The organism is Methylobacterium brachiatum, assembly GCF_900113845.1.
GTDB lineage: Bacteria > Pseudomonadota > Alphaproteobacteria > Rhizobiales > Beijerinckiaceae > Methylobacterium > Methylobacterium brachiatum.
On the sequence record NZ_FOQW01000004.1, the window covers coordinates 358,763 to 378,304 of the forward strand.

General features: G+C 71.1%; 19 protein-coding genes. 4 read left to right on the forward strand and 15 right to left on the reverse strand.

Features of this window, described 5'->3' with window-relative positions; genetic code table 11:
• Positions 1-138: 138 nt before the first annotated feature.
• The 8 genes from BMZ47_RS05945 to BMZ47_RS05980 all read right to left on the reverse strand — a co-directional run bounded on the left by BMZ47_RS05945 (position 139) and on the right by BMZ47_RS05980 (position 8,732).
• Complete coding sequence (locus BMZ47_RS05945) at positions 139-1,263, reverse strand: hypothetical protein (protein ID WP_091859662.1); 1,125 nt, start codon at positions 1,261-1,263, stop codon at positions 139-141.
• Positions 1,264-1,324: 61 nt separating this feature from the next.
• Positions 1,325-2,113, reverse strand: a complete 789-nt coding sequence (gene hisN, locus BMZ47_RS05950; RefSeq protein ID WP_091859665.1) for a histidinol-phosphatase — start codon at positions 2,111-2,113, stop codon at positions 1,325-1,327.
• A 95-nt stretch (positions 2,114-2,208) separates the two neighbouring features.
• Entirely contained in the window at positions 2,209-4,254 is a 2,046-nt protein-coding gene (locus tag BMZ47_RS05955) for an AI-2E family transporter (RefSeq protein WP_091859668.1), read from the reverse strand.
• A 158-nt stretch (positions 4,255-4,412) separates the two neighbouring features.
• Positions 4,413-4,910, reverse strand: coding sequence for a hypothetical protein (locus BMZ47_RS05960; protein ID WP_139220943.1), 498 nt, complete (start codon positions 4,908-4,910; stop codon positions 4,413-4,415).
• On the reverse strand, positions 4,894-5,196 hold the full coding sequence (locus BMZ47_RS05965; RefSeq protein ID WP_091859673.1) for a hypothetical protein: 303 nt from the start codon (positions 5,194-5,196) through the stop codon (positions 4,894-4,896). The genes BMZ47_RS05960 and BMZ47_RS05965 overlap by 17 nt, the downstream gene beginning before the upstream one ends.
• A 54-nt stretch (positions 5,197-5,250) precedes the next feature.
• The gene (locus BMZ47_RS05970; RefSeq protein WP_091859676.1) at positions 5,251-6,699 is read right to left on the reverse strand and encodes an MmgE/PrpD family protein; all 1,449 of its coding nucleotides are present in this window, start codon (positions 6,697-6,699) and stop codon (positions 5,251-5,253) included.
• Positions 6,700-6,811: 112 nt separating this feature from the next.
• Positions 6,812-8,104 (reverse strand): nicotinate phosphoribosyltransferase, encoded by a 1,293-nt coding sequence (gene pncB, locus BMZ47_RS05975; RefSeq protein ID WP_091859680.1) that lies wholly within the window; start codon positions 8,102-8,104, stop codon positions 6,812-6,814.
• Between the two features lie 124 nt (positions 8,105-8,228).
• Positions 8,229-8,732 carry a pyridoxamine 5'-phosphate oxidase family protein gene (locus BMZ47_RS05980; protein ID WP_007562869.1) on the reverse strand — a complete coding sequence of 168 codons (504 nt, stop codon included), beginning with the start codon at positions 8,730-8,732 and terminating at the stop codon, positions 8,229-8,231.
• Positions 8,733-8,859: 127 nt separating this feature from the next.
• On the opposite strand from BMZ47_RS05980, the gene BMZ47_RS05985 reads away from it, so the two are divergent.
• The 3 genes from BMZ47_RS05985 (at position 8,860) to mobA (ending at position 11,089) form a co-directional block, all read left to right on the forward strand.
• Positions 8,860-9,159, forward strand: coding sequence for a hypothetical protein (locus BMZ47_RS05985; RefSeq protein ID WP_244536739.1), 300 nt, complete (start codon positions 8,860-8,862; stop codon positions 9,157-9,159).
• A 123-nt stretch (positions 9,160-9,282) separates the two neighbouring features.
• Positions 9,283-10,431: an iron-sulfur cluster carrier protein ApbC gene (apbC, locus tag BMZ47_RS05990; RefSeq protein WP_007562877.1), complete on the forward strand. Its 1,149-nt coding sequence runs from the start codon at positions 9,283-9,285 to the stop codon at positions 10,429-10,431.
• 7 nt (positions 10,432-10,438) lie between these two features.
• A complete protein-coding gene (gene mobA, locus BMZ47_RS05995; RefSeq protein ID WP_091859683.1) occupies positions 10,439-11,089 on the forward strand; it encodes a molybdenum cofactor guanylyltransferase MobA in 651 nt (216 codons plus the stop codon).
• Positions 11,090-11,287: 198 nt separating this feature from the next.
• Here mobA and BMZ47_RS06000 read toward each other — a convergent pair whose 3' ends face one another.
• From BMZ47_RS06000 to BMZ47_RS06025, 6 genes are all read right to left on the reverse strand, one after another.
• Positions 11,288-11,749, reverse strand: coding sequence for a peptidylprolyl isomerase (locus BMZ47_RS06000; RefSeq protein ID WP_007562886.1), 462 nt, complete (start codon positions 11,747-11,749; stop codon positions 11,288-11,290).
• A gap of 67 nt (positions 11,750-11,816) precedes the next feature.
• A complete protein-coding gene (locus BMZ47_RS06005; RefSeq protein ID WP_091859686.1) occupies positions 11,817-12,317 on the reverse strand; it encodes a UCP034077 family protein in 501 nt (166 codons plus the stop codon).
• Positions 12,318-12,326: 9 nt separating this feature from the next.
• Positions 12,327-12,875 carry a peptidylprolyl isomerase gene (locus BMZ47_RS06010; RefSeq protein ID WP_091859688.1) on the reverse strand — a complete coding sequence of 183 codons (549 nt, stop codon included), beginning with the start codon at positions 12,873-12,875 and terminating at the stop codon, positions 12,327-12,329.
• A 27-nt stretch (positions 12,876-12,902) separates the two neighbouring features.
• Entirely contained in the window at positions 12,903-13,406 is a 504-nt protein-coding gene (gene coaD, locus BMZ47_RS06015; protein ID WP_007562892.1) for a pantetheine-phosphate adenylyltransferase, read from the reverse strand.
• Between the two features lie 61 nt (positions 13,407-13,467).
• The gene (gyrA, locus tag BMZ47_RS06020) at positions 13,468-16,218 is read right to left on the reverse strand and encodes a DNA gyrase subunit A (RefSeq protein WP_091859690.1); all 2,751 of its coding nucleotides are present in this window, start codon (positions 16,216-16,218) and stop codon (positions 13,468-13,470) included.
• A 176-nt stretch (positions 16,219-16,394) separates the two neighbouring features.
• A complete protein-coding gene (locus BMZ47_RS06025) occupies positions 16,395-16,697 on the reverse strand; it encodes a hypothetical protein (protein ID WP_007562897.1) in 303 nt (100 codons plus the stop codon).
• A gap of 224 nt (positions 16,698-16,921) precedes the next feature.
• Between BMZ47_RS06025 and BMZ47_RS06030 the strand changes: the two genes are divergently transcribed.
• Entirely contained in the window at positions 16,922-17,773 is an 852-nt protein-coding gene (locus tag BMZ47_RS06030) for a S49 family peptidase (RefSeq protein WP_091859693.1), read from the forward strand.
• Between the two features lie 32 nt (positions 17,774-17,805).
• Here BMZ47_RS06030 and BMZ47_RS06035 read toward each other — a convergent pair whose 3' ends face one another.
• Complete coding sequence (locus BMZ47_RS06035) at positions 17,806-19,524, reverse strand: methyl-accepting chemotaxis protein (RefSeq protein ID WP_091859696.1); 1,719 nt, start codon at positions 19,522-19,524, stop codon at positions 17,806-17,808.
• Positions 19,525-19,542: the final 18 nt, after the last annotated feature.

Here is a 19,542-nt window from a genome sequence, read left to right on the forward strand (position 1 = left end):
GGCCGAACCGCAAGGCTTGGCCGGCTCGGGCTTTCCAAAGGGCTTTGCCCTTTGCCGGGGTTCGGGGGCGGAGCCCACGAGAGGCCAGGGCTCCGCCCTGGACCCGCAAAAGGTCTCGGGCCTTTTGAAACCAGGACGTTAGGGTGTCGGTGTCATGGGCTTCAGGCGGGCGATGGCCCCCGCGACGAGATCCGGGCCGGCCCGGAGCGTTCCGAGTTCCACCGCCGACATGGCCAGCATGACCGGCGCCAGGTTGGGCCGCGGCGTACCGTCCGGCCCGAACAGGTCGAGGTCGTCGCCGGGCTTCAGCCCGACGCTGCCGCTGATCCGCGCCGCATAGGCCTGGATCCGGACCTCGTCGCCGGTGCAGAGCGGCGCCGGCAGCCGCAGGTCGAGCAGGGGCAGCCCGGCCGCGATGGCCGGCAGCTGGGCGGATTCCGCGACCATCCGGTCCGGGCTCGGCAGCTTGCGGTCGAGGAGCGCTGCGGGATCCGCGGCGCCCCGGGGCGCGGCCGCCAGCCGGGACTCGGCCGAGGCGGCGATCCCGGCAGCGATGTCGGGCACCGGCTGGAGCGTCGCCACGTGCGGCACGCGGGCGGCGGCCGGACGCGCCCCGGGCCGGCCGGCCATCCGGGCGAGCGGCGACCAGGGCTGCACCCGCAGGGCCTTGGCCCGCGCCCGGGGCACGCCGCCCGGCCGGTGGGCGGCGAGGAAGCGAGCGCGCAGGGTCCGGCCGAGCCCCCGAGGCGCCAGGGTCGCCGAGACCGCCGGCGTCGCGACCCCGATCGCGATCCCCCTGCCCGCGCGGGCCGGCGTCGCGACGCGGCACTCGGACGGCGCCCAGCGGCGCACGATGGCGAGCGCGTTGCGCCGGCCGTAATCGCGGAAGTAGCGGCGCAGCAGGCTCGCCGCCGCATCGGCCCCGTCGGCCAGGGTCGCGAAGGCGGTGTGGCCCTCGGCATCGGCACCGATCTCCCCCGGCCAGCGGGCGGACTTGATGCACCAGCCGTTGTTGAGCCGGACGCAGCGGGCGACGTAGGGCGGATCCTCGGCCAGCCGGGCCGTCAGGGCCAGGGCGCGCGGCAGAAGGCTCTCACCCGCCTGCACGTGCCAGTTGGAGACGGAGCGTGTCGCCGGATCGAAACGCGGCGGCGCAGCCTCAGTGGGGGCGACAGCCGCCGACGGCGCGGCCATGAGCGTGGCCGCCCGATCTTCCACGGCGGGCATCAGGCCCGTCAACAGGACGAGCGCGTTCAGCAGCACGCGGACAGGCTCCCGCGCGCATGCGAATCTCGGAGCCGATGGACCGTGAGACGGTGCGCCCTCAAGGGTTCAGGACCTTCAGCGCCGCCTCGTGCAGGCGCGGGTCGCCGGCCGCCACGATCCGCCCGCCCTTGGCGGCCGAGCCGCCGTCCCAGGCCGTGACCCGGCCGCCGGCGCCCTCGACGATCGGGATCAGCGCGACGATGTCGTAGGGCTTCAGGCCGGCCTCGACCACGAGGTCGATCTGGCCGGCCGCCAGCATGCAATAGGCGTAGCAATCGGCGCCGTAGCGGGACAGCCGCACCTGGCCCTCCAGGGTGCGGAACCGCTCGGCCTCGTCGCCGGAGGCGAACAGGCGCGGGTCGGTGGTGGCCAGGATCGCCTGGCCCAGCTCGGCGCAGCGGCGGGTCCGCAGGGTGCGCTCGCCCGCCGGGCCACGCAGGCGGGCGTGGCGGCCGTCGCCGGTGAAGCGCTCGCCGAGATAGGGCTGGTGCATCAGCCCGCGCACCGGCACGCCGTTGCGGGTCAGGCCGATCAACGTGCCCCAGGTCGGCAGGCCGGCGATGAAGGCGCGGGTCCCGTCGATCGGGTCGAGCACCCAAACGCATTCGGCGTCCAGCCGCTCGGCGCCGAACTCCTCGCCCAGGATGCCGTGGCCGGGAAACGTCTGGCCGATCATCGCCCGGAGCACGACCTCGGCGGCCCGGTCGGCCTCCGTGACCGGATCGAACGGCGCGCCGCCGCGGGCCTTGTCGTCGAGGCCGAACTGGGCGCGGAAGAACGGCAGGATCGCCTTGCCGGACGCGTCCGCGAGATCGTCCATGAACCGCCCGAGTTCGACGACGCTCATCGGCCCTGTCCCCTGATCTGTCCGCGACCCGTCCGGCAGCCCGGCCGGTGCGCGACGAAACCGGGGCGGCACCCCGGCCGTCAAGTCCCCTCCGCTCATGCGTCCGCCGGTTCCGGCTCGCGCGCCGCCGCCCCGGTCTCCGGAACGGCCGCGATGTCCGCCTGGACGGCGGCCAGAACCGCTTCGATCGCCTCGCGCAGGGACGCGACCTGATCGGTCGCCGCGGTCGCGCCGTCCTTGGCGCGCGCGACCTTGTCCGACTGGCCGTTCTGGGCGAGCCACAGGCCGAGCAGGACCGGCACGCCGGGCATCCGATCCTGCAGGCGCCGGACCAGTCGGCGCAGGTGGGTCGGCTCGCCGTTCAGCGCCAGCGAGACGACGCAGGCCATCCGGGCGGGGCCCGGCTCGAACCGTCCGATCCGCGCCGTCGAGGCGTCCGAGAACGGCACCGTGCGGACGCCGATGCCGCGCTTCTCCAGGATCTGGGCCAGGATCATAGCTGCGGCCTCGTCGAGGAAGCCGCGCCCCGAGATGCATAGAACCGCGCCCTGGCGGGTCCAGGCCTGGGGCAGCGCGTCGGGCGCCGGGCCGATCGGCATCGGGCTGCAGGCGTTCTCGCCGTTCTCGCCCGCCGCCTCGGTGCTGGCGTCGCTGCGGTCGGACAGGTCGGCGATCAGCTCGCCCAGCGCGGTGCGCATCGCCCCCTTCTGCTGGGCGGTGAGCACCCCGCGCGCCGCGTCGCGGGCGGCGAGTTCGAGGGCCTTGAGGACGACCTCGTCGTAGTAGGACGAGAGCGAGCATTGCTGCAGGATCAGCTCGGCATGGCCCAGGACCTCCTCGGAATCGCCCGCGAGGATCCGCTGATAGAAGTTCTGCACCGGGGTGAGCGCCGGCCTGTCGCCGAACAGCACGTCGAGGAATTCGAGGTGCTCGACGTGGCGCCCCAGCACCACCAGGCAGACGGTGAGCGGCGTCGACAGGAGCAGGCCGACGGGCCCCCACAGCCAGGTCCAGAACAGGGCCGAGACCAGCACCGCGAAGGGCGAGAGCCCGGTGGACTGGCCGTAGAAGATCGGCTCGAACACCTGGCCGGTGAGCGGCTCCAGGATCAGGAACAGGATCGCCACCGCGATCATCATGTTCCAGCCGGGATCGACCGCGGCGGCGAGCGTGATCGGCAGGAGCGCCGACAGGAACGCCCCGAGATAGGGCACGAACCGCATCAGCGCCGCGAAGATCGCCCACAGCACCGGGTTCGGCACGCCGATAACGTAGAGGCCGATCCCGATCACGACCCCGAAGGCGGTGTTGAGGGCGAGCTGCACCACGAAGTAGCGGCTCAGGCGCCCGGCCGCGTCGTCGATCGCCCCGGTGGTGCGGTGCAGGTCGCTGGAGCCCGCGAGCCGGATCATCCGGTCGCGCAGATCCTCGCGCTGCATCAGGACGAACAGCAGCACCACGAAGACGATGCCGACGGTCGCCAGCGGCTGCAGCACCGGCGACAGCAGGGTGCCGAGCGTCTCGAGCGGCCCCGGCTGGGTCGACGACACCTCGACCAGGACGGGTTTTTGCCCCGGCCGCGCCGGGTCCAGCCCGGGCGCCGCCTCGGGTGCCTGCGGCGCGGCCTGCTGTGGCTCTTTCGCAGGCTCCTTGGCCGGCTCTTTGGCCTGGTCCTGGCCCGGCTCCTTGCCGCCGTTGTGGAGCGCCCGGCCGATATTGGCGATGTAATCGGTGACGTGTCCTACCGGCGAGGCGCGCAGGCCCTCGATCTTGCGCTCGATGGTGGCGCGGTAGCGCGGGATGTCGCCGGCGAGATCGGCCGCCTGGATGCCGATCAGGGTCGCCATCGCGCCCACGATCCCGAGGGTCAGCAGGACGCTCACGCCCACCGCCATCAGCCGCGGCAGGCGCAGGCGCCGCAGGCGGTTCACCAGCGGCGTCAGCACGAAGGACAGGAGCAGCGCGATCGCGATCGGGATGAAGATCTCGCGGCCGAAATACAGCACCGCCACGATGGTGGCCCCGACCAGGATCGGCGACGCCAAGGTGGTCCGCGGGGTCTCGGCCGCGGTCACGCGGGCCGGCCGCGGCGGAACCAGCGCGTGTCCAGGCTGCGCCCCGACCGGGGTTCTGGTGCCCATGCTGCGAGTCCACACCCCGAACGCCACAAGCGGGCGCCCGCCGGGGTCACGGGGCCTCGCGGCAGGGGAACGGCACGGGGCCGGAAAACGATCCCGCAGGCTCCGCCGATCCGGGGCCGGAATGCCGTGCGGGCTATGGCGCGGGGACTGAGAGGGCCTTACACCCGCGCCTCGACCAAGAGCAGGGCGAGGATATCGGTGAGCTCCACCGGATCGATGGCGGCCAAAGCCTGGGCGGCGCTCTCGGCCTGATCGCAGGCATCGACGGCGTCCGATCGCCGGAAGGCGACTTGCGGATCGTAATCGGCCCTGTGCCGAAGGGCCTGCAGGCTCACGAAGGCGTTGGCGAATGTCCGTGCCTCGGGGGAGACGCGGGTTCGCTGCAACAGCGTCTGATGCCGCTGTCCCAGGATCGGCCGGTCGATCGCCCGGCAAACGTCCTTCATTCGATTGTGGACGAAGCCGCGATAGATCAGAGCGTAGGCCGACGTGGTCCGGTGCGGCGCGCCCACGAAGCGCTCGGTCGCCATCTTCAGGGTCGCGTGAAACAGCGCGTAGTAGGCGGACGAGATCGCACGACGGAGTTCGGCATCGACCGGCGATGGTCCGGCCGCCAGGGCGCGCGCGACCTGAAGCAACTCACGGGGATCGAGCACGGGTGCGGGCGTCCCAGTCGTCTTGCGACAGGAAACGGACGAACGGATAGCGCTCGTCGCCGGCCTCGATCAGGGCATCCCGAATCCTCTGGCGGATCTGGAGCCTGTCCGCCGAAGACAGGATGGATTGCTGGCCGCGATCGAGTTGCAGCGTGATGTGATAGACGGGCTCGTCGGACGAATCGAGGCCGATCCCGACTTCAGCTTCACCGGCTTGAGAGCCTGCGATGCTTCGAACGGCCTCAAGACTGATCTCTCGAATGTCTTTCATCGGCAGGTCGGGCATCCCGGGATCTTGGTGCCGGAACGGCGGACCGTCAACGTCGGCCGGCCGTCGTCTTTACGCGCCCTGCACCCCGGCCCGCCCCACCTCGCCCACATCCGCCAGCTCGGGCAGCGACCAGCACATCTGCATCACCCGCCTGGCCTGGGCCTCCGGCAAGACCCCGGCGGCGAGGTCGGTGAACTTCGCTTCGAGCTGCGCATCCGACATCGGCGTCTCGACGCTGCCGATCGCGTGCTCGATCCGGCGGTGGAAGCTCCGCCCGTCGGTCAAGGTCACGGTCATGTCCACCTGCGCGGCGTCGATGCCCGGGGTGATCACCGGCACCACCTTCTGGCGCAGGGCGACCACGCGCGGGTCGTTCACCGCCCGGTCGCTGAACTGCTTCTCGCCGCCCGCACCTTCAACGAGCGCGATCGCGGCCGCGTGGTAGATGCTGAACTTGCCCTCCAGGCCGGTCTTCGGCGCCGTCTTGCCGGTGAGCTCCAGCACCAGCGGATGGACCTTGAGGTCGACCCGGGCGATGTCCTCCGGCCGGACATGGTCCTGGTCGCGGATCTGCACCCCGGCATCGATCGTCGGATGCATGACGATCCCGCAGGCGAACGGCTTGTAGGTGTTGAGCAGCGCCTCGTAGCGGGTGCCCAGCCCGTCCGTGATCTCGGACCAGTCCTGCTTGGTCGAGATGGTGTTGGCCCAGCCGCGCTTGGCCTCGATCATGCCGTCCGAGGAGGTGAAGCCCTTGGCCGCCAGGATCGCCGCGAACAGGCCGTTCGAGGCCGCCCGGCCCGGGTTGAAGCTCTTGTTCATCGAGCCGAACGATTCGCGCAGGCCGACCGGCTGCGAGGCGGCGAGCCCCAGCGCGTAGACCATCTGCGGCTCGGTGAGCCCCATCAGCTTGCCGACCGCCGCCGCCGCGCCGAACGGCCCGCAGGTGCCGGTGATGTGCCAGCCGGCATCGTAATGGTTCGGGTAGACCGCGTTGCCGATCCGGCACTCGGTCTCGATCCCGACCACCAGGGCGTCGAGGAAGGCTTTCCCCGAGACCGGCTTCATCTGGGCATAGGCCAGGATCGCCGAGGCGACCGGGCCGGCCGGGTGGATGATCGTCTTCAGGTGGGTGTCGTCGAAATCGAAGATGTGGCTCGCCACGCCGCTCAGGAAGGCGGCGTTCATGATGTCGAACCGCTCCGACCGGCCGAACAGGCCGGCCTGCGGCGGCCCGGAGAACGGCTGCAGCGCCGAGACCGCGACGTCCACGGTCTCATGGTGCGAGCCGCCGATCGCCACGCCGACCCAGTTGAGGAAGCTGCGCACGCCCTCGCGCCGGACATTCTCCGGCAGGGTGTCGTAGGACGAAGCCAGGATCCACTGCGCCAGGATCTTGGTGACGGGCGGCACCTTGGCGGCCGGCCTCGCGGCGTCGGCGGCCTGCGCGCCGTCGAGGGCCGGCGCTGCCAGGGCGAGGCCCGCGGCGCCGATGAGCGAGCGGCGGTTCAGGGTCATGGCGTTCTCCCATCGGGCCGGCCGGGCGGCGGGCCCTGTTGGTCGACACCATACCTGCTGTCCGCGCCGGCCGTCAGGGGGCGGGCTTCACGGATGCGAGGCCGGAACCGCCTCACACCAGGACCGGCAAAGCCTCCTGCTCGCCGACCCCGAACACCCGGCGGTAGCGCGCGATCTCGTCGGCCGGCCCCTGGGCCTTGGTCGGGTTGTCCGAGAGCTTCACCGTCGGGCGGCCGTTCGCCTCCGTGACCTTGCAGACCACCGAGACCGGATCGAGCTTGCCGTCCGGCAGGAGGCCGCGGAAATCGTTGGTCAGCAGGGTGCCCCAGCCGTAGCCGATGCGCATGCGCCCGTGGAAATGGGCGTGGATGTGCTCGATCTGGTCGATGTCGAGCCCGTCGGAGAAGATCGCCAGCTTGTCCCGGGGATCGTAGCCGCGCTCCCGCCAGAAGCGGATCGCCTCCTCGCCGCCCTCGATCGGGTCCTTCGAGTCGATGCGGATCCCGGTCCAGTCGCTGACCCAGTCCGGGGCGTTGGCCAGGAATCCGGTGGTGCCGTAGGTGTCGGGCAGGATGACCCGGAGGTTGCCCTGGTAATCCTCCTGCCAGTCGGCCAGCACCCGGTAGGGCGCGGCGGCGAGCGACGCGTCGTCCTCGGCCAGCGCCGCGTAGACCATCGGCAATTCGTGGGCGTTGGTGCCCACCGGCTCGACCTCCTGCCGGGCCGCGATCAGGCAGTTCGAGGTGCCGAGGAACGCGCCGCCCAGACCCTCGGCCATCGCCTGGACGCACCAATCCTGCCAGAGGAAGCCGTGGCGCCGGCGCGTGCCGAAATCCGCCACCGACAGGTCGGGCAGCTTCTGCAAGCGCTGGATCTTCTCCCAGACCCGGGTCATCGCGCGGGCGTAGAGCACCTGCAGGTCGAGCTTGCCGAGGCCGCGCAGCACGGCGCGCGCGCGCAGCTCGTTGAGGATCGCCAGCGCCGGAACCTCCCACATCGTGGTCTCGATCCAGGGACCGTGGAAGGTCAGCTCGTACTGGCCGTCATGGACCGCGAGCTCGTAGTCGGGCAGCTGGAAACCCTCGAACCACGCCACGAATTCGGGGCCGAGGATCCGCCCCTGGCCGCGAAACACGTTGCCGCGCAGCCAGGTCACCTCGCCCTTGCTGAGTCGGAGGCTGCGAGCATGGTCGAGCTGCTCGCGCAGCAGCCCGGCATCGACCTCGTCGGCGATGCGGATGCGCTTCGTCCGGTTGGTGATCCCGAAGGTCGTGCTGATCTGGGGATGCCGACGCAGGATCGTCTGCGCCATCAGCAGCTTGTAGAAATCCGTGTCGAGCAGCGACCGCACGATCGGGTCGATGCGGAAGCTGTGATCGTAGACCCGCTTCGCCAGATCAATCATGCTCTTCGGACTCTTCCGCCGCGTCACCGGCGCAGAGCGCATGCCGGGCGCGGTCGCGTCAAGAAGAAGGGCGGCCCGCCCTCCGGCGCGCCGCCCCCGATATCCTCGCCGCGCTGTCGCGCGATCAGGCGAGATCGACCTTCTTGGTCTCGGTCTTGGGGCTCTCGCCGGTGAGCGACGCCTTCACGTAGCCGTAGAGGTGCAGCATCGTGCTGTTGGGGCTGTCCCAGTACTCGCCCTTCTCCGGATGGACGCGGATCAGCGCGACCTCGGGGTCGTTCTTGCCGTTGGGGAACCAGGTCTTCAGGCTCTCATTCCACTTCTCGTCGATCTTGGCCTGGTCGCGCACGATCTCGGCCTTGCCGGCCACCGAGACATAGGTCTGGCTCGACGGGTCCGAATAGGCGAGGTTCACCTGGTTGTCCTTGCTGATCTCGGAGGTCTTGGGCGAGTGCAGCTTGGTGAAGAACCACAGGTCGCCGTTCTCGTCGGCGTCGTTGTTCCACATCGGGCGGCTGTTGAGCGTCCCCTCGGCATCGACGGTGGTCATCATCGCGATCTTCACGTCTTTGATCAGCTCGAACAGCTTCTTCGCGCCCTCGTGGTCGCGGTGGTTGCCCTGATGCATGAAACCGGTCTCCTTGGCTGTCGCCGACGTGGCGCTCGAGTCGCGCGGGGGGACCCCTCTGGTGAGGCCCCGCCCGCAAGTCGCCTCGACAACGGGCGAAGGCCCGCTTGGTTCAGGAGGTTTCGGGATGGGGGCGAACGGGCGGTGGACGGCCCGCTGGGGGCTGGCCGTGCTCATCGGATCGGTCTGGCTGGCGGCCGCGCCGGCCCGCGCCGAGGTCCGGTTCGGGCCGGGCGTCCGGATCGGCGGCCACGATTTCTCCGGGCGCCGCGCCGGCAGCGTCCATATCGAACGGGTGAAGCGCCTGCGCGGGCCGCTCGGCTGCCGCCACGTTCGCTACGGCTTCTACCGGCGCGGCGACGGCACCGTGGTGCGCGGCCCGATGGAGGAATGCAATCTGATCGCCGTTCCACCGGGACGGCGGTGACTCCGTGCAAAGCCCTTTAAGACAGGGCCGCGTCACGGAGGTACGAGGACGGGTCTGGCGTTCTCGCGGCGCTCGGTTACATGCAGCGGGTATTAGACCTGCTTGCTCCCGGTGGAGGACGATTTGGCGATTACCCGCGACGACGTGCTGCGCGCGCTCCAATCCGTCACCGTCGACGCCGCCGGCACCACCCTGCCCGGCTCCGGGCGACTGTCCCAGGTCGTGGTCGATCCGAGCAACCGGGTGATGTTCTCGATCCTGGTCGATCCGAGCGAGGCCGAGCGGTTTGAGCCGGTGCGGCGGCAGGCGGAGGGGCGCGTCCTGCAGATGCCGGGCGTCTCGGGGGTGTTCGCCAGCCTGACCTCGGAGCGCGGCCCGGGCATGCCGGCCCAGAGCGACGCCGCGCCGCGTCCGGTGACCCCGCCGCCGGTCGCGCCGCCGCGGCCCGGCGCACCGCCGAACCAGGGGCCGCAGATCGCCGGCGTGCGCCACATCGTGGCGGTCGCCTCTGGCAAGGGCGGCGTCGGCAAGTCCACCACCGCCTGCAACCTCGCGCTGGCCCTCCAGGCCCAGGGGCTGAAGGTCGGCCTGCTCGATGCCGACATCTACGGGCCCTCCGTGCCGAAGCTGTTCGGCCTGTCCGGCAAGCCGACCGTGGTCGACAACAAGGCCATGGAGCCGATGGTCGGCTATGGCCTGAAGGTCATGTCCATCGGCTTCCTGATCGAGCCCGAGACGGCGATGATCTGGCGCGGCCCGATGGTGCAATCGGCCATCACCCAGATGCTGCGGGACGTGCTCTGGGGCGAGCTCGACGTGCTGATCGTCGACATGCCGCCCGGCACCGGCGACGCCCAGCTCACTATGGCTCAGGCGACGCCGCTCTCGGGCGCCGTCATCGTCTCGACGCCGCAGGATCTCGCGCTGATCGACGCCCGCCGGGGCGTGACCATGTTCAAGAAGGTCGCGGTCCCGATCCTCGGCGTGATCGAGAACATGGCGACCTTCATCTGCCCGAATTGCGGCCACGCCTCGAACATCTTCGGGCATGGCGGCGCCCGCATCGAGGCGCAGCGCCTCGGCGTGCCGTTCCTCGGCGAGGTGCCCCTCGACATGACCATCCGGGAGACCTCGGATTCCGGCCGTCCCGTGGTGGCGACCGATCCGGACGGGCCGCACGCCAAGGTCTACCGCGACATCGCCGCGTCCCTGTGGGCAAACCTCACCGGCGCCCCGGCCGGCCGCACCGCGCCGCGGATCGTCATCGAGTGACGTTTTCGTGGTCGACCGCCCGCACATCCTAGGCCTGATCCTCGCCGGAGGCCTCGGCCGGCGCATGGGCGGCGTCGACAAGCCGCTGCTGCGGCTGGGCGGGCGGACGCTGCTGGACCGCGTAGTCGAGCGGGTCGGCCCGCAATGCGGGGCGGGGCTGGCGCTCAGCGCCAACGGCGATCCGGCGCGGTTCGGCGTGTTTCCGGGGCCTGTCCTGCCCGACACGGTGCCGGGCCTGCCGGGTCCGCTCGCCGGCCTTCTGGCAGGGCTCGATTTCGCAGCCGCGCAGCGGCCTGAGGTCAGCCATGTGCTGACCGTGCCCGGGGATGCCCCGTTCCTCCCGGCGGATCTCGCGATGCGGCTGGGATCGGCTCCGGGGAATGTCCCGATCACGCTGGCCGCCTCGGGTGGGCGCGAGCACTACACCGTGGCGCTCTGGCCGGTCGGGCTGCGGGGGGATCTGCGCCGCTCCCTGGTGGAGCGGGACGAGCGGCGGGTCGGCGCGTTCATCGCGCGCCATGGTGCCACTGTCTTGGAATGGCTGGTGGAGCGGGTCGATCCGTTCCTGAACGTCAACACGCCGGAGGATCTGGCCGCGGCCGCGGAACGCGAGCCAGACGGAGCGGGCCGTACGGCCGAACGTCTGCCGAGCGCTTAGCGCTACGACGGCGTCAGGGCGGATTGCTCATCCCGCATCGTCATTGCGAGCGCAGCGAAGCAACCCAGGAATACGCCACGTTCGGGAATCGGGCGTTGCGCTCGGTTGCCTCGCTCCGCCCGCAATAACGAAGGCGGTGATGACACTCTGGCCGCCCGTGCCCGCACCTGTCGCGAGCACGGGCGGCCGAGTCTCAACTTACGCGGCTTCGCTCACGCTGGCCTTGACGATCTTGTCCGGCGAGCGCGGCGGCTCGCCCTTGTTGAGCGTGTCGACCACATCCATGCCTTCCACGACCTTGCCCCAGACGGTGTATTGCTTGTCGAGGAAGCGGGCGTCGTCGAAGCAGATGAAGAACTGCGAGTTCGCCGAGTGCGGGAAGTTGGTGCGAGCCATCGAGCAGGTGCCGCGCACGTGGGGCTCGGCGTTGAACTCGGCCTTCAGGTCCGGCAGCTCGGAGCCGCCCGAGCCGGTGCCGGTCGGGTCACCGGTCTGGGCCATGAAGTTCTCGATCACCCGGTGGAACGGCACGCCGTCGTAGAAGCCCTGGGCTGCCAGCGTCTTGATCCGCTCGACATGGCCCGGGGCGAGGTCGGGGCGCAGCGCGATCACGACGCGGCCCTTGGTGGTCTCGAGGGTGAGAGTGTCGGTGTCGGCCATGGTGTGGTCCTTCCTGTTGGTGGGAATGTAGCGGCGCTCCCCGGATCCGGCGAGCGCGGCGAAACGGTCAGGCCGGCGGGCGGTAGATCAGGCGCAGGGCCACCGGCCGCCCGGCGATCGCCCGGCCGAGGCCCGGGGTGATCCGCGCCGGGGTGCAGCCGGCGAGCGCCTCGAGGGTCGCCCGCACGAGGGCGCGGCGCTGGTCCCGCGCGAACCCCGCCGCGTAGGTGATGCGCGGGGTGCCGATCAGGCTGCCGTCGCGCCGGAGCGACAGCCGCGCGGTGATCTCGACATCCTCGGACCCGGCCGCGGGCCGGCCGAGACCGGCGGGCGGCTGCCAGCAGGCCGCCAGCACCGGGTAGAGCTCGGCCAGGGTGTCGGCAGCCCCGGCCGGGGGCTGCGCCAGCGGCACCGCGACGGTGCCCCGCAAGGTCTGCGGCAGGCTCAGGCGATAGCCGCCGCCGGCCTGGTCGGCGTAGCCGCCATAGGCATAGCCGCCATCATAGGCACGCGCCGCCGCCGCCGGAGCGAGGGCGAGCGCGCCGAGGACGGCGAGCCGGCGCCACATCGGCGCGCGCTACTTCGCCTTCTCGGCGAGCGTCATGCGGACGATCTTGTCCGGGTCCTGCACGGCCCCGCCCGGTGCGCCGGGGGCGGCCTTCTTGATCTTGTCGAGCACGTCGAGCCCGTCGGTGACGTTGCCGACGACGGTGTACTGCTTGTTCAGGAACGGCGCGTCGCCGAGGCAGATGAAGAACTGCGAGTTGGCCGAGTTCGGATCCGATGAGCGGGCCATGCCGACGGTGCCGCGGCGGAACTCGGCGGTCTGGGAGAACTCCGCCGGGATGTTCGGCAGGCTCGAGCCGCCGGTGCCGTTGCCCTTCGGGTCGCCGGTCTGGGCCATGAAGCCGTCGATCACCCGGTGGAACTTCAGGCCGTCGTAGAAGCCCTGGGAGATCAGGGTCTTGATCTGCTTGACGTGCTTCGGGGCGAGGTCGGGCCGCAGCGCGATGGTGATGCGCCCGTCCTTGGTCTCGAGATAGACCGTGTTGGCGTCGGCGGCCCGGGCGGCCGGGACGGAGCCGAACGTGAGGGCGAGCGCGAGGAGGGCGTGGCGGCGATTCATCGGGTTCCTTCCAGAGAGGTCAGAGGATCAGGCGGTGGCGGCGAAGCGCTGCCGGAGGCGGGCCGCGACGGCGGCGGGCACGAAGGGCGAGACGTCCCCGCCCATGCCGGCGATCTGGCGCACCAGCGTCGCGGTAATCGGGCGCGCCTGCGTCGAGGCGGGCAGGAACACGGTCTGCACCTCGGGCGCCATGGCGCCGTTCATGCCGGCGAGCTGCATCTCGTAATCGAGATCCGTGCCGTCGCGCAGGCCGCGGATGAAGATCGAGGCGCCGCAGCGCCGGGCCGCCGAGACCGCGAGGTCCGCGAACGTCGCGATCTCCAGCGTCGCGCCCTCGGCCGCGGCCACCGGCCCGCAGGTCTCGGTGAGCAGGGCGGCGCGCTCCTCGGCGGAGAAGAGCGGCGCCTTGCCGGGATGGACGCCGATGGCGATCACGAGGCGGTCCACCAGCCGGCAGGCCTGGCGGACCACGTCGAGATGGCCGTTCGTGACCGGATCGAACGAGCCGGCGTAGAGGGCGGTGCGGGTCATCGAGGCCCGACCTAGAGCATTTTTGCGCCGGACGGAACCTCGCGGTGCGCGGGCCGGAGCCTCATGCTTCCTCGGCGCCGCCCTCCGGACCGGCCTCGGCGACGCCCTCGCCGTTCTCCTCGTCCTCGCCCTCGATGTGCTCCACCGACACGACCTTCTCGTCCTTGGCGGTGTTGAACACGGTCACGCCCTGCGAGGCGCGGCCGACGATGCGGATGTCGTCCACCGGCACCCGGATCAGCTGGCCGCGGTCGGTGACCAGCATGATCTGGTCCGTGGCCTCGACCGGGAAGGAGCCCACGAGGTTGCCGTTGCGGTCGTTGACCCGCATGGCCGTGATGCCCTTACCGCCGCGGCCCGAGGTCCGGTACTCGAAGGACGAGGAGCGCTTGCCGTAGCCCCGCTCGGACAGGGTGAGCACGTATTGCTCGGCCGCGCCCATCTCGGCGTAGCGCTCCGGCGAGATCGCGGCGGCCTCGGCGCCATCCTCGGCCTCCACCTCGGCGCCCTCCTCCGCCTCACCGGTGACGGCGCGGCGCATCTTCAGGTAGCCCGTCCGCTCCTCGGCGCTGGCGTCGAAGGCGTTCAGGATGGTCATCGAGATCACCCGGTCGTCCGGGGCGAGCAGGATGCCGCGCACGCCGGTGGAATCCCGGCCCTTGAAGACGCGCACATCCTCCACCGGGAAGCGGATGCACTGGCCCTTGGCCGTGGTGAGCAGCACGTTCTGGTCCGGCCGGCAGATCTCGACATGGACGATGTGATCGCCCGGATCGAGCTTCATGGCGATCTTGCCGTTGCGGTTCACCTGGACGAAGTCCGACAGCTTGTTGCGCCGGACGTTGCCGCTGGCGGTGGCGAACATCACGTCGAGCGTCTCCCAGGACGCCTCGTCCTCGGGCAGCGGCATGATCGTGGTGATGCGCTCGGAGGTGTCCTGCAACTGCAGGATGTTCACCAGCGCCTTGCCGCGGGCGTTCGGGGCGGCCATCGGCAGCCGCCAGACCTTCTCCTTGTAGGCCTGGCCCTGGCTGGAGAAGAACAGCACCGGCGTGTGGGTGTTGGCCACGAACAGGCGGGTGACGAAATCCTCGTCGCGGGTGGCCATGCCCGAACGGCCCTTCCCGCCCCGGCGCTGGGCCCGGTAGGTCGAGAGCGGCACGCGCTTGACGTAGCCGGCATGGGACACGGTCACGACCATGTCCTCGCGGGCGATCAGGTCCTCGTCGTCGACGCTCGAATCGTAATCGACGATCTCGGTCCGGCGCGGGGTGGCGAATTGCTGCCGCACCTCGATCAGCTCGTCCTTGACGATCGCCTGGATGCGGGCGCGCGAGCGCAGGATGTCGAGATAGTCGGCGATCTCGTCGGCCAGCGTCTTCAGCTCGTCCCCGACCTCGTCGCGGCCGAGGGCGGTGAGGCGCTGCAGGCGCAGGTCGAGGATGGCGCGGGCCTGGGTCTCGGACAGGCGGTAGGTGCCGTCCTCGGCGACCCGGTGGCGCGGGTCGTCCACCAGCGCGATCAGCGGCGCGATGTCGTGGGCCGGCCAGTCGCGGTTCATCAGGGCCTCGCGGGCCGAGTTCGGGTCCGGCGAGGTCCGGATCAGCCGGATCACCTCGTCGATATTGGCGACCGCGATGGCCAGGCCGCACAAGACGTGGGCGCGCTCGCGGGCCTTGCCGAGCAGGAACTTGGTGCGCCGGGAGACGACCTCCTCGCGGAAGTCCACGAAGGCCTGGAGCAGGTCCTTCAGGTTCATCAGCTCCGGCCGGCCGCCGTTGAGGGCGACCATGTTGCAGCCGAAGGAGGATTGCAGCGGCGTGAACCGGTAGAGCTGGTTCAGCACCACCTCGGCCATGGCGTCGCGCCGGATCTCGACCACGATGCGCATGCCGCTGCGGTCGGATTCGTCGCGCAGGTCGGAGATGCCCTCGACCCGCTTCTCCTTCACGAGCTCGGCGATCTTCTCGACCAGCGTCGCCTTGTTCACCTGATACGGGATCTCGGTGAAGATCAGCGCCTCGCGCTCCTTGCGCAGCTCCTCGACATGCGACTTGGCGCGCATGATCACCGAGCCGCGGCCGGTGGCGTAGGCCTGCCGGGTGCCGGCCCGGCCGAGGATCATGCCGCCGGTGGGGAAGTCCGGCCCGGGGACGATCTCGGTGAGCTGCTCGATGGTCAGGCCCGGATCGTCGATCAGCGCCACGCAGGCGTCGATCAGCTCGCCGAGATTGTGCGGCGGGATGTTGGTCGCCATGCCGACCGCGATGCCGCCGGCGCCGTTGACCAGGAGGTTCGGGAACCGGGCCGGGAGGACGGTGGGCTCCTCCCGCGATTCGTCGTAGTTCGGCTGGAAGTCGACGGTGTTCTTGTCGATGTCCGAGAGCAGCGCCGTGGCGGGCTTGGCCAGGCGCGATTCGGTGTAGCGCATGGCCGCCGGCGGATCGCCGTCGACCGAGCCGAAATTGCCCTGCCCGTCGATGAGCATCAGGCGCATGGAGAAGTCCTGCGCCATCCGCACCAAGGCGTCGTAGATCGATTGGTCGCCGTGCGGGTGGTAGAGACCGATCACGTCGCCGACGATGCGCGCCGACTTGACGTATTTCCGCTCCGGCAGGTGCCCGGATTCGAAGGCGGAATACAGGATGCGGCGGTGGACCGGCTTCAGGCCGTCGCGCGCGTCGGGAAGCGCGCGGCTCACGATCACGCTCATGGCGTAATCGAGGTAGGAGCGGCGCATCTCGTCGGTGATGGAGACGGGGCGAATGTCGCTGGCGGGCGGGGCGGTGCCCGTCGGATCGGTCTCGGCCAAGGAATTACCCGTAATCAGGCCCGGAGGGGCGGTGCTGGCGACCGTCCCGGTGGCGCGCGGAGCGCCCGGACGGCCTTGCGGAACAGCAGTGATATCAGGTGGTTAAATAAGCTTTTCCGCGCCCGCACACAAGGCTGCGCCCCGGACCGGTCCGGCCGGGGCGCAGGCTGCATCCGTCAGTAGAAAGTCGGGTGCCGGGGGGCGAAATGCCGGCGGTAAACGACGGGCCGGCGGTGCCAATGATGACGGTGCCAATGGTGCCGCCGATGCCAGTGATGGCGCCGGTGATGCCAGTGCCGCCGCCAGTGATGGCGCCGGTGCCAGTGGCGCCGATGATGCCAGCGCGCGAGCTGCACCGTGGGGCCGGGCGCAGCCGCCTCGGCGGCGGCCGGGACCGGCAGGGGCGCCGCTCCCGCGGGGGCGTTGGCGAAGCCCCCGATCAGCGCCGCGAGCAGGACCAGGATAGGCCAGGGTCGCATCGTCTCTCTCCCGTGTGAGCACCCGGAGGCCGTCCGCCGATCCGGGCCGGCGCGATCCGCGCCATCGGCAGGAACCGCCAAGGTCGGCAAACGGTTCGATCCGCTGCGACTGCGCAGACCGCCATGAGCGCCGGGACCTCGTGTCCCGGTTCCCTTGCGCGCGGCGCCGGAACGCCCAATTCGGGCGGCAGCACTCACGCTTCCCGCGCCGTCCAAGAGACTCCATGCCGTTCGCGCTTCCCGACGCCCTCCGGGCCTTCCTGCCGCGCCGCTTCCGCGACCGCCGCCCGCGGGTCGCCGTGGTCCGGCTCTCCGGCACGATCGGGGCGGTCTCGCCGATCCGCCCGGGGCTCTCGATCGGCGGGGTCGCGGGCAGCCTGGAACGGGCCTTCACGATGCCCGGGATCAAGGCGGTGGCGATCGTGATCAACTCGCCGGGCGGCTCGCCGGCGCAGTCGCACCTGATCCACCGGCGCATCCGGGCCTTGGCCGAGGAGAAGGCACTGCCGGTCGTGGCCTTCGTGGAGGATGTCGCGGCGTCGGGCGGCTACATGATCGCCTGCGCGGCCGACGAGATCGTCGCCGACCCGACCTCGATCGTCGGCTCGATCGGGGTGGTCTCGGCCGGGTTCGGCTTCCACGGCCTGCTGGAGAAGATCGGCGTCGAGCGCCGGGTCCACACTCAGGGCGAGGCGAAGTCGATGCTCGACCCGTTCCGCCCGGAGGATCCGGCCGACGTGGAGCGCCTGAAGCGCCTCCAGGCCGACATCCAGGACCTGTTCACCGGGCTCGTGACGGCGCGGCGCCCGACATTGTCGACCTCCGAGAACCTGTTCACCGGCGCGGTCTGGACCGGCCGCCAGGCGCTCGCCCTCGGGCTGGTCGACGCGCTCGGCGACGTCCGCGCCACGATGCGCGTCCGCTTCGGCGACACGGTCGACCTGCGTCTGGTCGCCGAGGCCCGGGGCGGGATCCTCTCCCGCCTGCTGCGCCGGGGCGGGGCGCCGGGCGGGATCGCCGAGGACGCCCTAGCGGCGCTGGAGGAGCGCGCCGCCTTCGCACGGTTCGGGCTCTAAAACGGGGAGCCCGAACCGGAGCCGGGCCCGGCCTAGGCGGCGACCTGCGCGAGGAAGCGCTCGATCTCGCTCTCCAGCTCGGCCGCCACCGAATCCACGGTCTGGGCCGCGCCGGTGACGGTGGCCGCCATCCGGGCGGAGCGCCTTGCGGCGCCGGCCACCGTGGTCAGGCCGCCGGCGATCGCCTCCGTGGCCCCCGCCGTGTCGGCGACGTTGCGCGAGATCTCGGCCGTGGCCGCGCTCTGGGCCGAGACCGCGGAGGCGATGCCGCCCGTGGTCTCGGTGACCGCCCGCATCCGCTCGCCCATCCGGCCGATCGCCGCCACGGTCGCCTCGGTGGAGGATTGGACCCCGGCGATCTGGTTGCCGATCTCCTCCGTCGCCTTGGCCGTCTGCGAGGCCAGGGCCTTCACTTCGGACGCCACCACCGCGAAGCCCTTGCCGGCCTCGCCGGCGCGGGCCGCCTCAATCGTGGCGTTGAGCGCGAGCAGGTTGGTCTGGCCGGCGATCTGGCGGATCAGCCCGACCACGTCGCCGATCCGGCTCGCGGCATCCGCGAGGTCCGTGATCTCGGTGTTCATCGTCTCGGCCTCCACGGCCGCGGTGGTGACCAGCCGCTCGGCCTGGTCGAGCTGCATGCCGATCTCGCCGATCGACGCGGAGAGTTCCTCGGCCGCGCTCGCCACCGTCTGGACGCTCGCCGAGGTCTCGTGCGAGCCCCGCTCGGTCTCGGCCACGGCGATTTCCGCCTCCGCGGAGGTGGCCACCATCTCGTCGGCGCGCGCCCGCATCTCGCCGGTGCTCGCGGTGAGCGAGCCCTTCAGCACCACGACCTGCCTGCGGAACGCCTCGATGACGCGGTCGAGATTCGCCCGGCGCCGGGCCTCGTCCGCCGCGCCCGCGCTCTGGAGACCTTCGAGTTCCCGGGTCCGCAGGCCGGCGCTGCGCAGCACCTCGAGGGACCGGGCCACCGCGCCGATCTCGTCGCCGCGCCCGGTATGGGGGATCGGGGTCTCCAGATCGTCCGCCGCCAGCGCCTCGATCCGCGACGAGATGGCGGCGAAGGGCCGGAACAGGCGCGCCGCCACCAGGCCGACCAGGGCGCAGGCGAGCACCGCGATGACCAGCGCGGCCACGCTGAGGCTCGTCATCGTCTGCGCGTAGGCGTCGAAATACATCTCGATCGGGAGCCCGATGAACAGGATGCCGTTGACGGTGCCGGCCGCGTCCAGGGTCGGCTGATAGACGGTGTAGTAGCGGCGCCCGAACAGCACCGCCGGGCCCTCGTAGGTCCGGCCCGCGCGCACCGCGGCCTGGGCCGGGCTGTCCGCGGCGAGCAGGGTGCCGACGGCGCGGGCGCCGTCCTGGCCGCGCACGGTCGTCTGCCGCCGCACGAAGGTACCGGTGGCCGGCTCGTAGCTGAACACCGTGGCGACACCGCCGGAATAGGCCACCGCGTCGTCGACCACGGACGCGTCCGCGAAGCCCGCGAGGCTCGGCGCCACCACCTTGGCGATCCGCGCCTCCGTCACGTCGGCCGTCGTTCCGGGAAGCCGCGCGGCCAGGACGAGCGCCAGCGTGCGCAGGTTGCGCTCGCCGTTGCTGCGCTGCTCCGCCTCCATCTGCGACCAGGTCTGCCGCGAGACGGTGATCCAGATCGCCCCCGCCGTGAGCGTCACCACAACCATGGCGAGCAGGATCACCTTCGTGGACAGGGTCATCGCCTGTAGCGAAAGAGGACGTCGGGTCATGGACTGGCATCCGCGCTT

What these genes read in the sequence shown, in the direction of transcription:
- BMZ47_RS06035 (WP_091859696.1), bottom strand. Translation starts at nt 19,524, where the DNA reads ATGACCCGACGTCCTCTTTCGCTACAGGCGATGACCCTGTCCACGAAG.
- BMZ47_RS06030 (WP_091859693.1), top strand. Translation starts at nt 16,922, where the DNA reads ATGCCGTTCGCGCTTCCCGACGCCCTCCGGGCCTTCCTGCCGCGCCGC.
- BMZ47_RS05965 (WP_091859673.1), bottom strand. Translation starts at nt 5,196, where the DNA reads ATGCCCGACCTGCCGATGAAAGACATTCGAGAGATCAGTCTTGAGGCC.
- pncB (WP_091859680.1), bottom strand. Translation starts at nt 8,104, where the DNA reads ATGATTGATCTGGCGAAGCGGGTCTACGATCACAGCTTCCGCATCGAC.
- coaD (WP_007562892.1), bottom strand. Translation starts at nt 13,406, where the DNA reads ATGACCCGCACCGCCCTCTACGCCGGCTCGTTCGATCCGGTCACGAAC.
- BMZ47_RS06025 (WP_007562897.1), bottom strand. Translation starts at nt 16,697, where the DNA reads ATGCGACCCTGGCCTATCCTGGTCCTGCTCGCGGCGCTGATCGGGGGC.
- BMZ47_RS06005 (WP_091859686.1), bottom strand. Translation starts at nt 12,317, where the DNA reads ATGTGGCGCCGGCTCGCCGTCCTCGGCGCGCTCGCCCTCGCTCCGGCG.
- BMZ47_RS05955 (WP_091859668.1), bottom strand. Translation starts at nt 4,254, where the DNA reads ATGGGCACCAGAACCCCGGTCGGGGCGCAGCCTGGACACGCGCTGGTT.
- hisN (WP_091859665.1), bottom strand. Translation starts at nt 2,113, where the DNA reads ATGAGCGTCGTCGAACTCGGGCGGTTCATGGACGATCTCGCGGACGCG.
- BMZ47_RS05985 (WP_244536739.1), top strand. Translation starts at nt 8,860, where the DNA reads ATGGGGGCGAACGGGCGGTGGACGGCCCGCTGGGGGCTGGCCGTGCTC.
- BMZ47_RS05980 (WP_007562869.1), bottom strand. Translation starts at nt 8,732, where the DNA reads ATGCATCAGGGCAACCACCGCGACCACGAGGGCGCGAAGAAGCTGTTC.
- BMZ47_RS06000 (WP_007562886.1), bottom strand. Translation starts at nt 11,749, where the DNA reads ATGGCCGACACCGACACTCTCACCCTCGAGACCACCAAGGGCCGCGTC.
- BMZ47_RS05970 (WP_091859676.1), bottom strand. Translation starts at nt 6,699, where the DNA reads ATGACCCTGAACCGCCGCTCGCTCATCGGCGCCGCGGGCCTCGCCCTG.
- BMZ47_RS06010 (WP_091859688.1), bottom strand. Translation starts at nt 12,875, where the DNA reads ATGAATCGCCGCCACGCCCTCCTCGCGCTCGCCCTCACGTTCGGCTCC.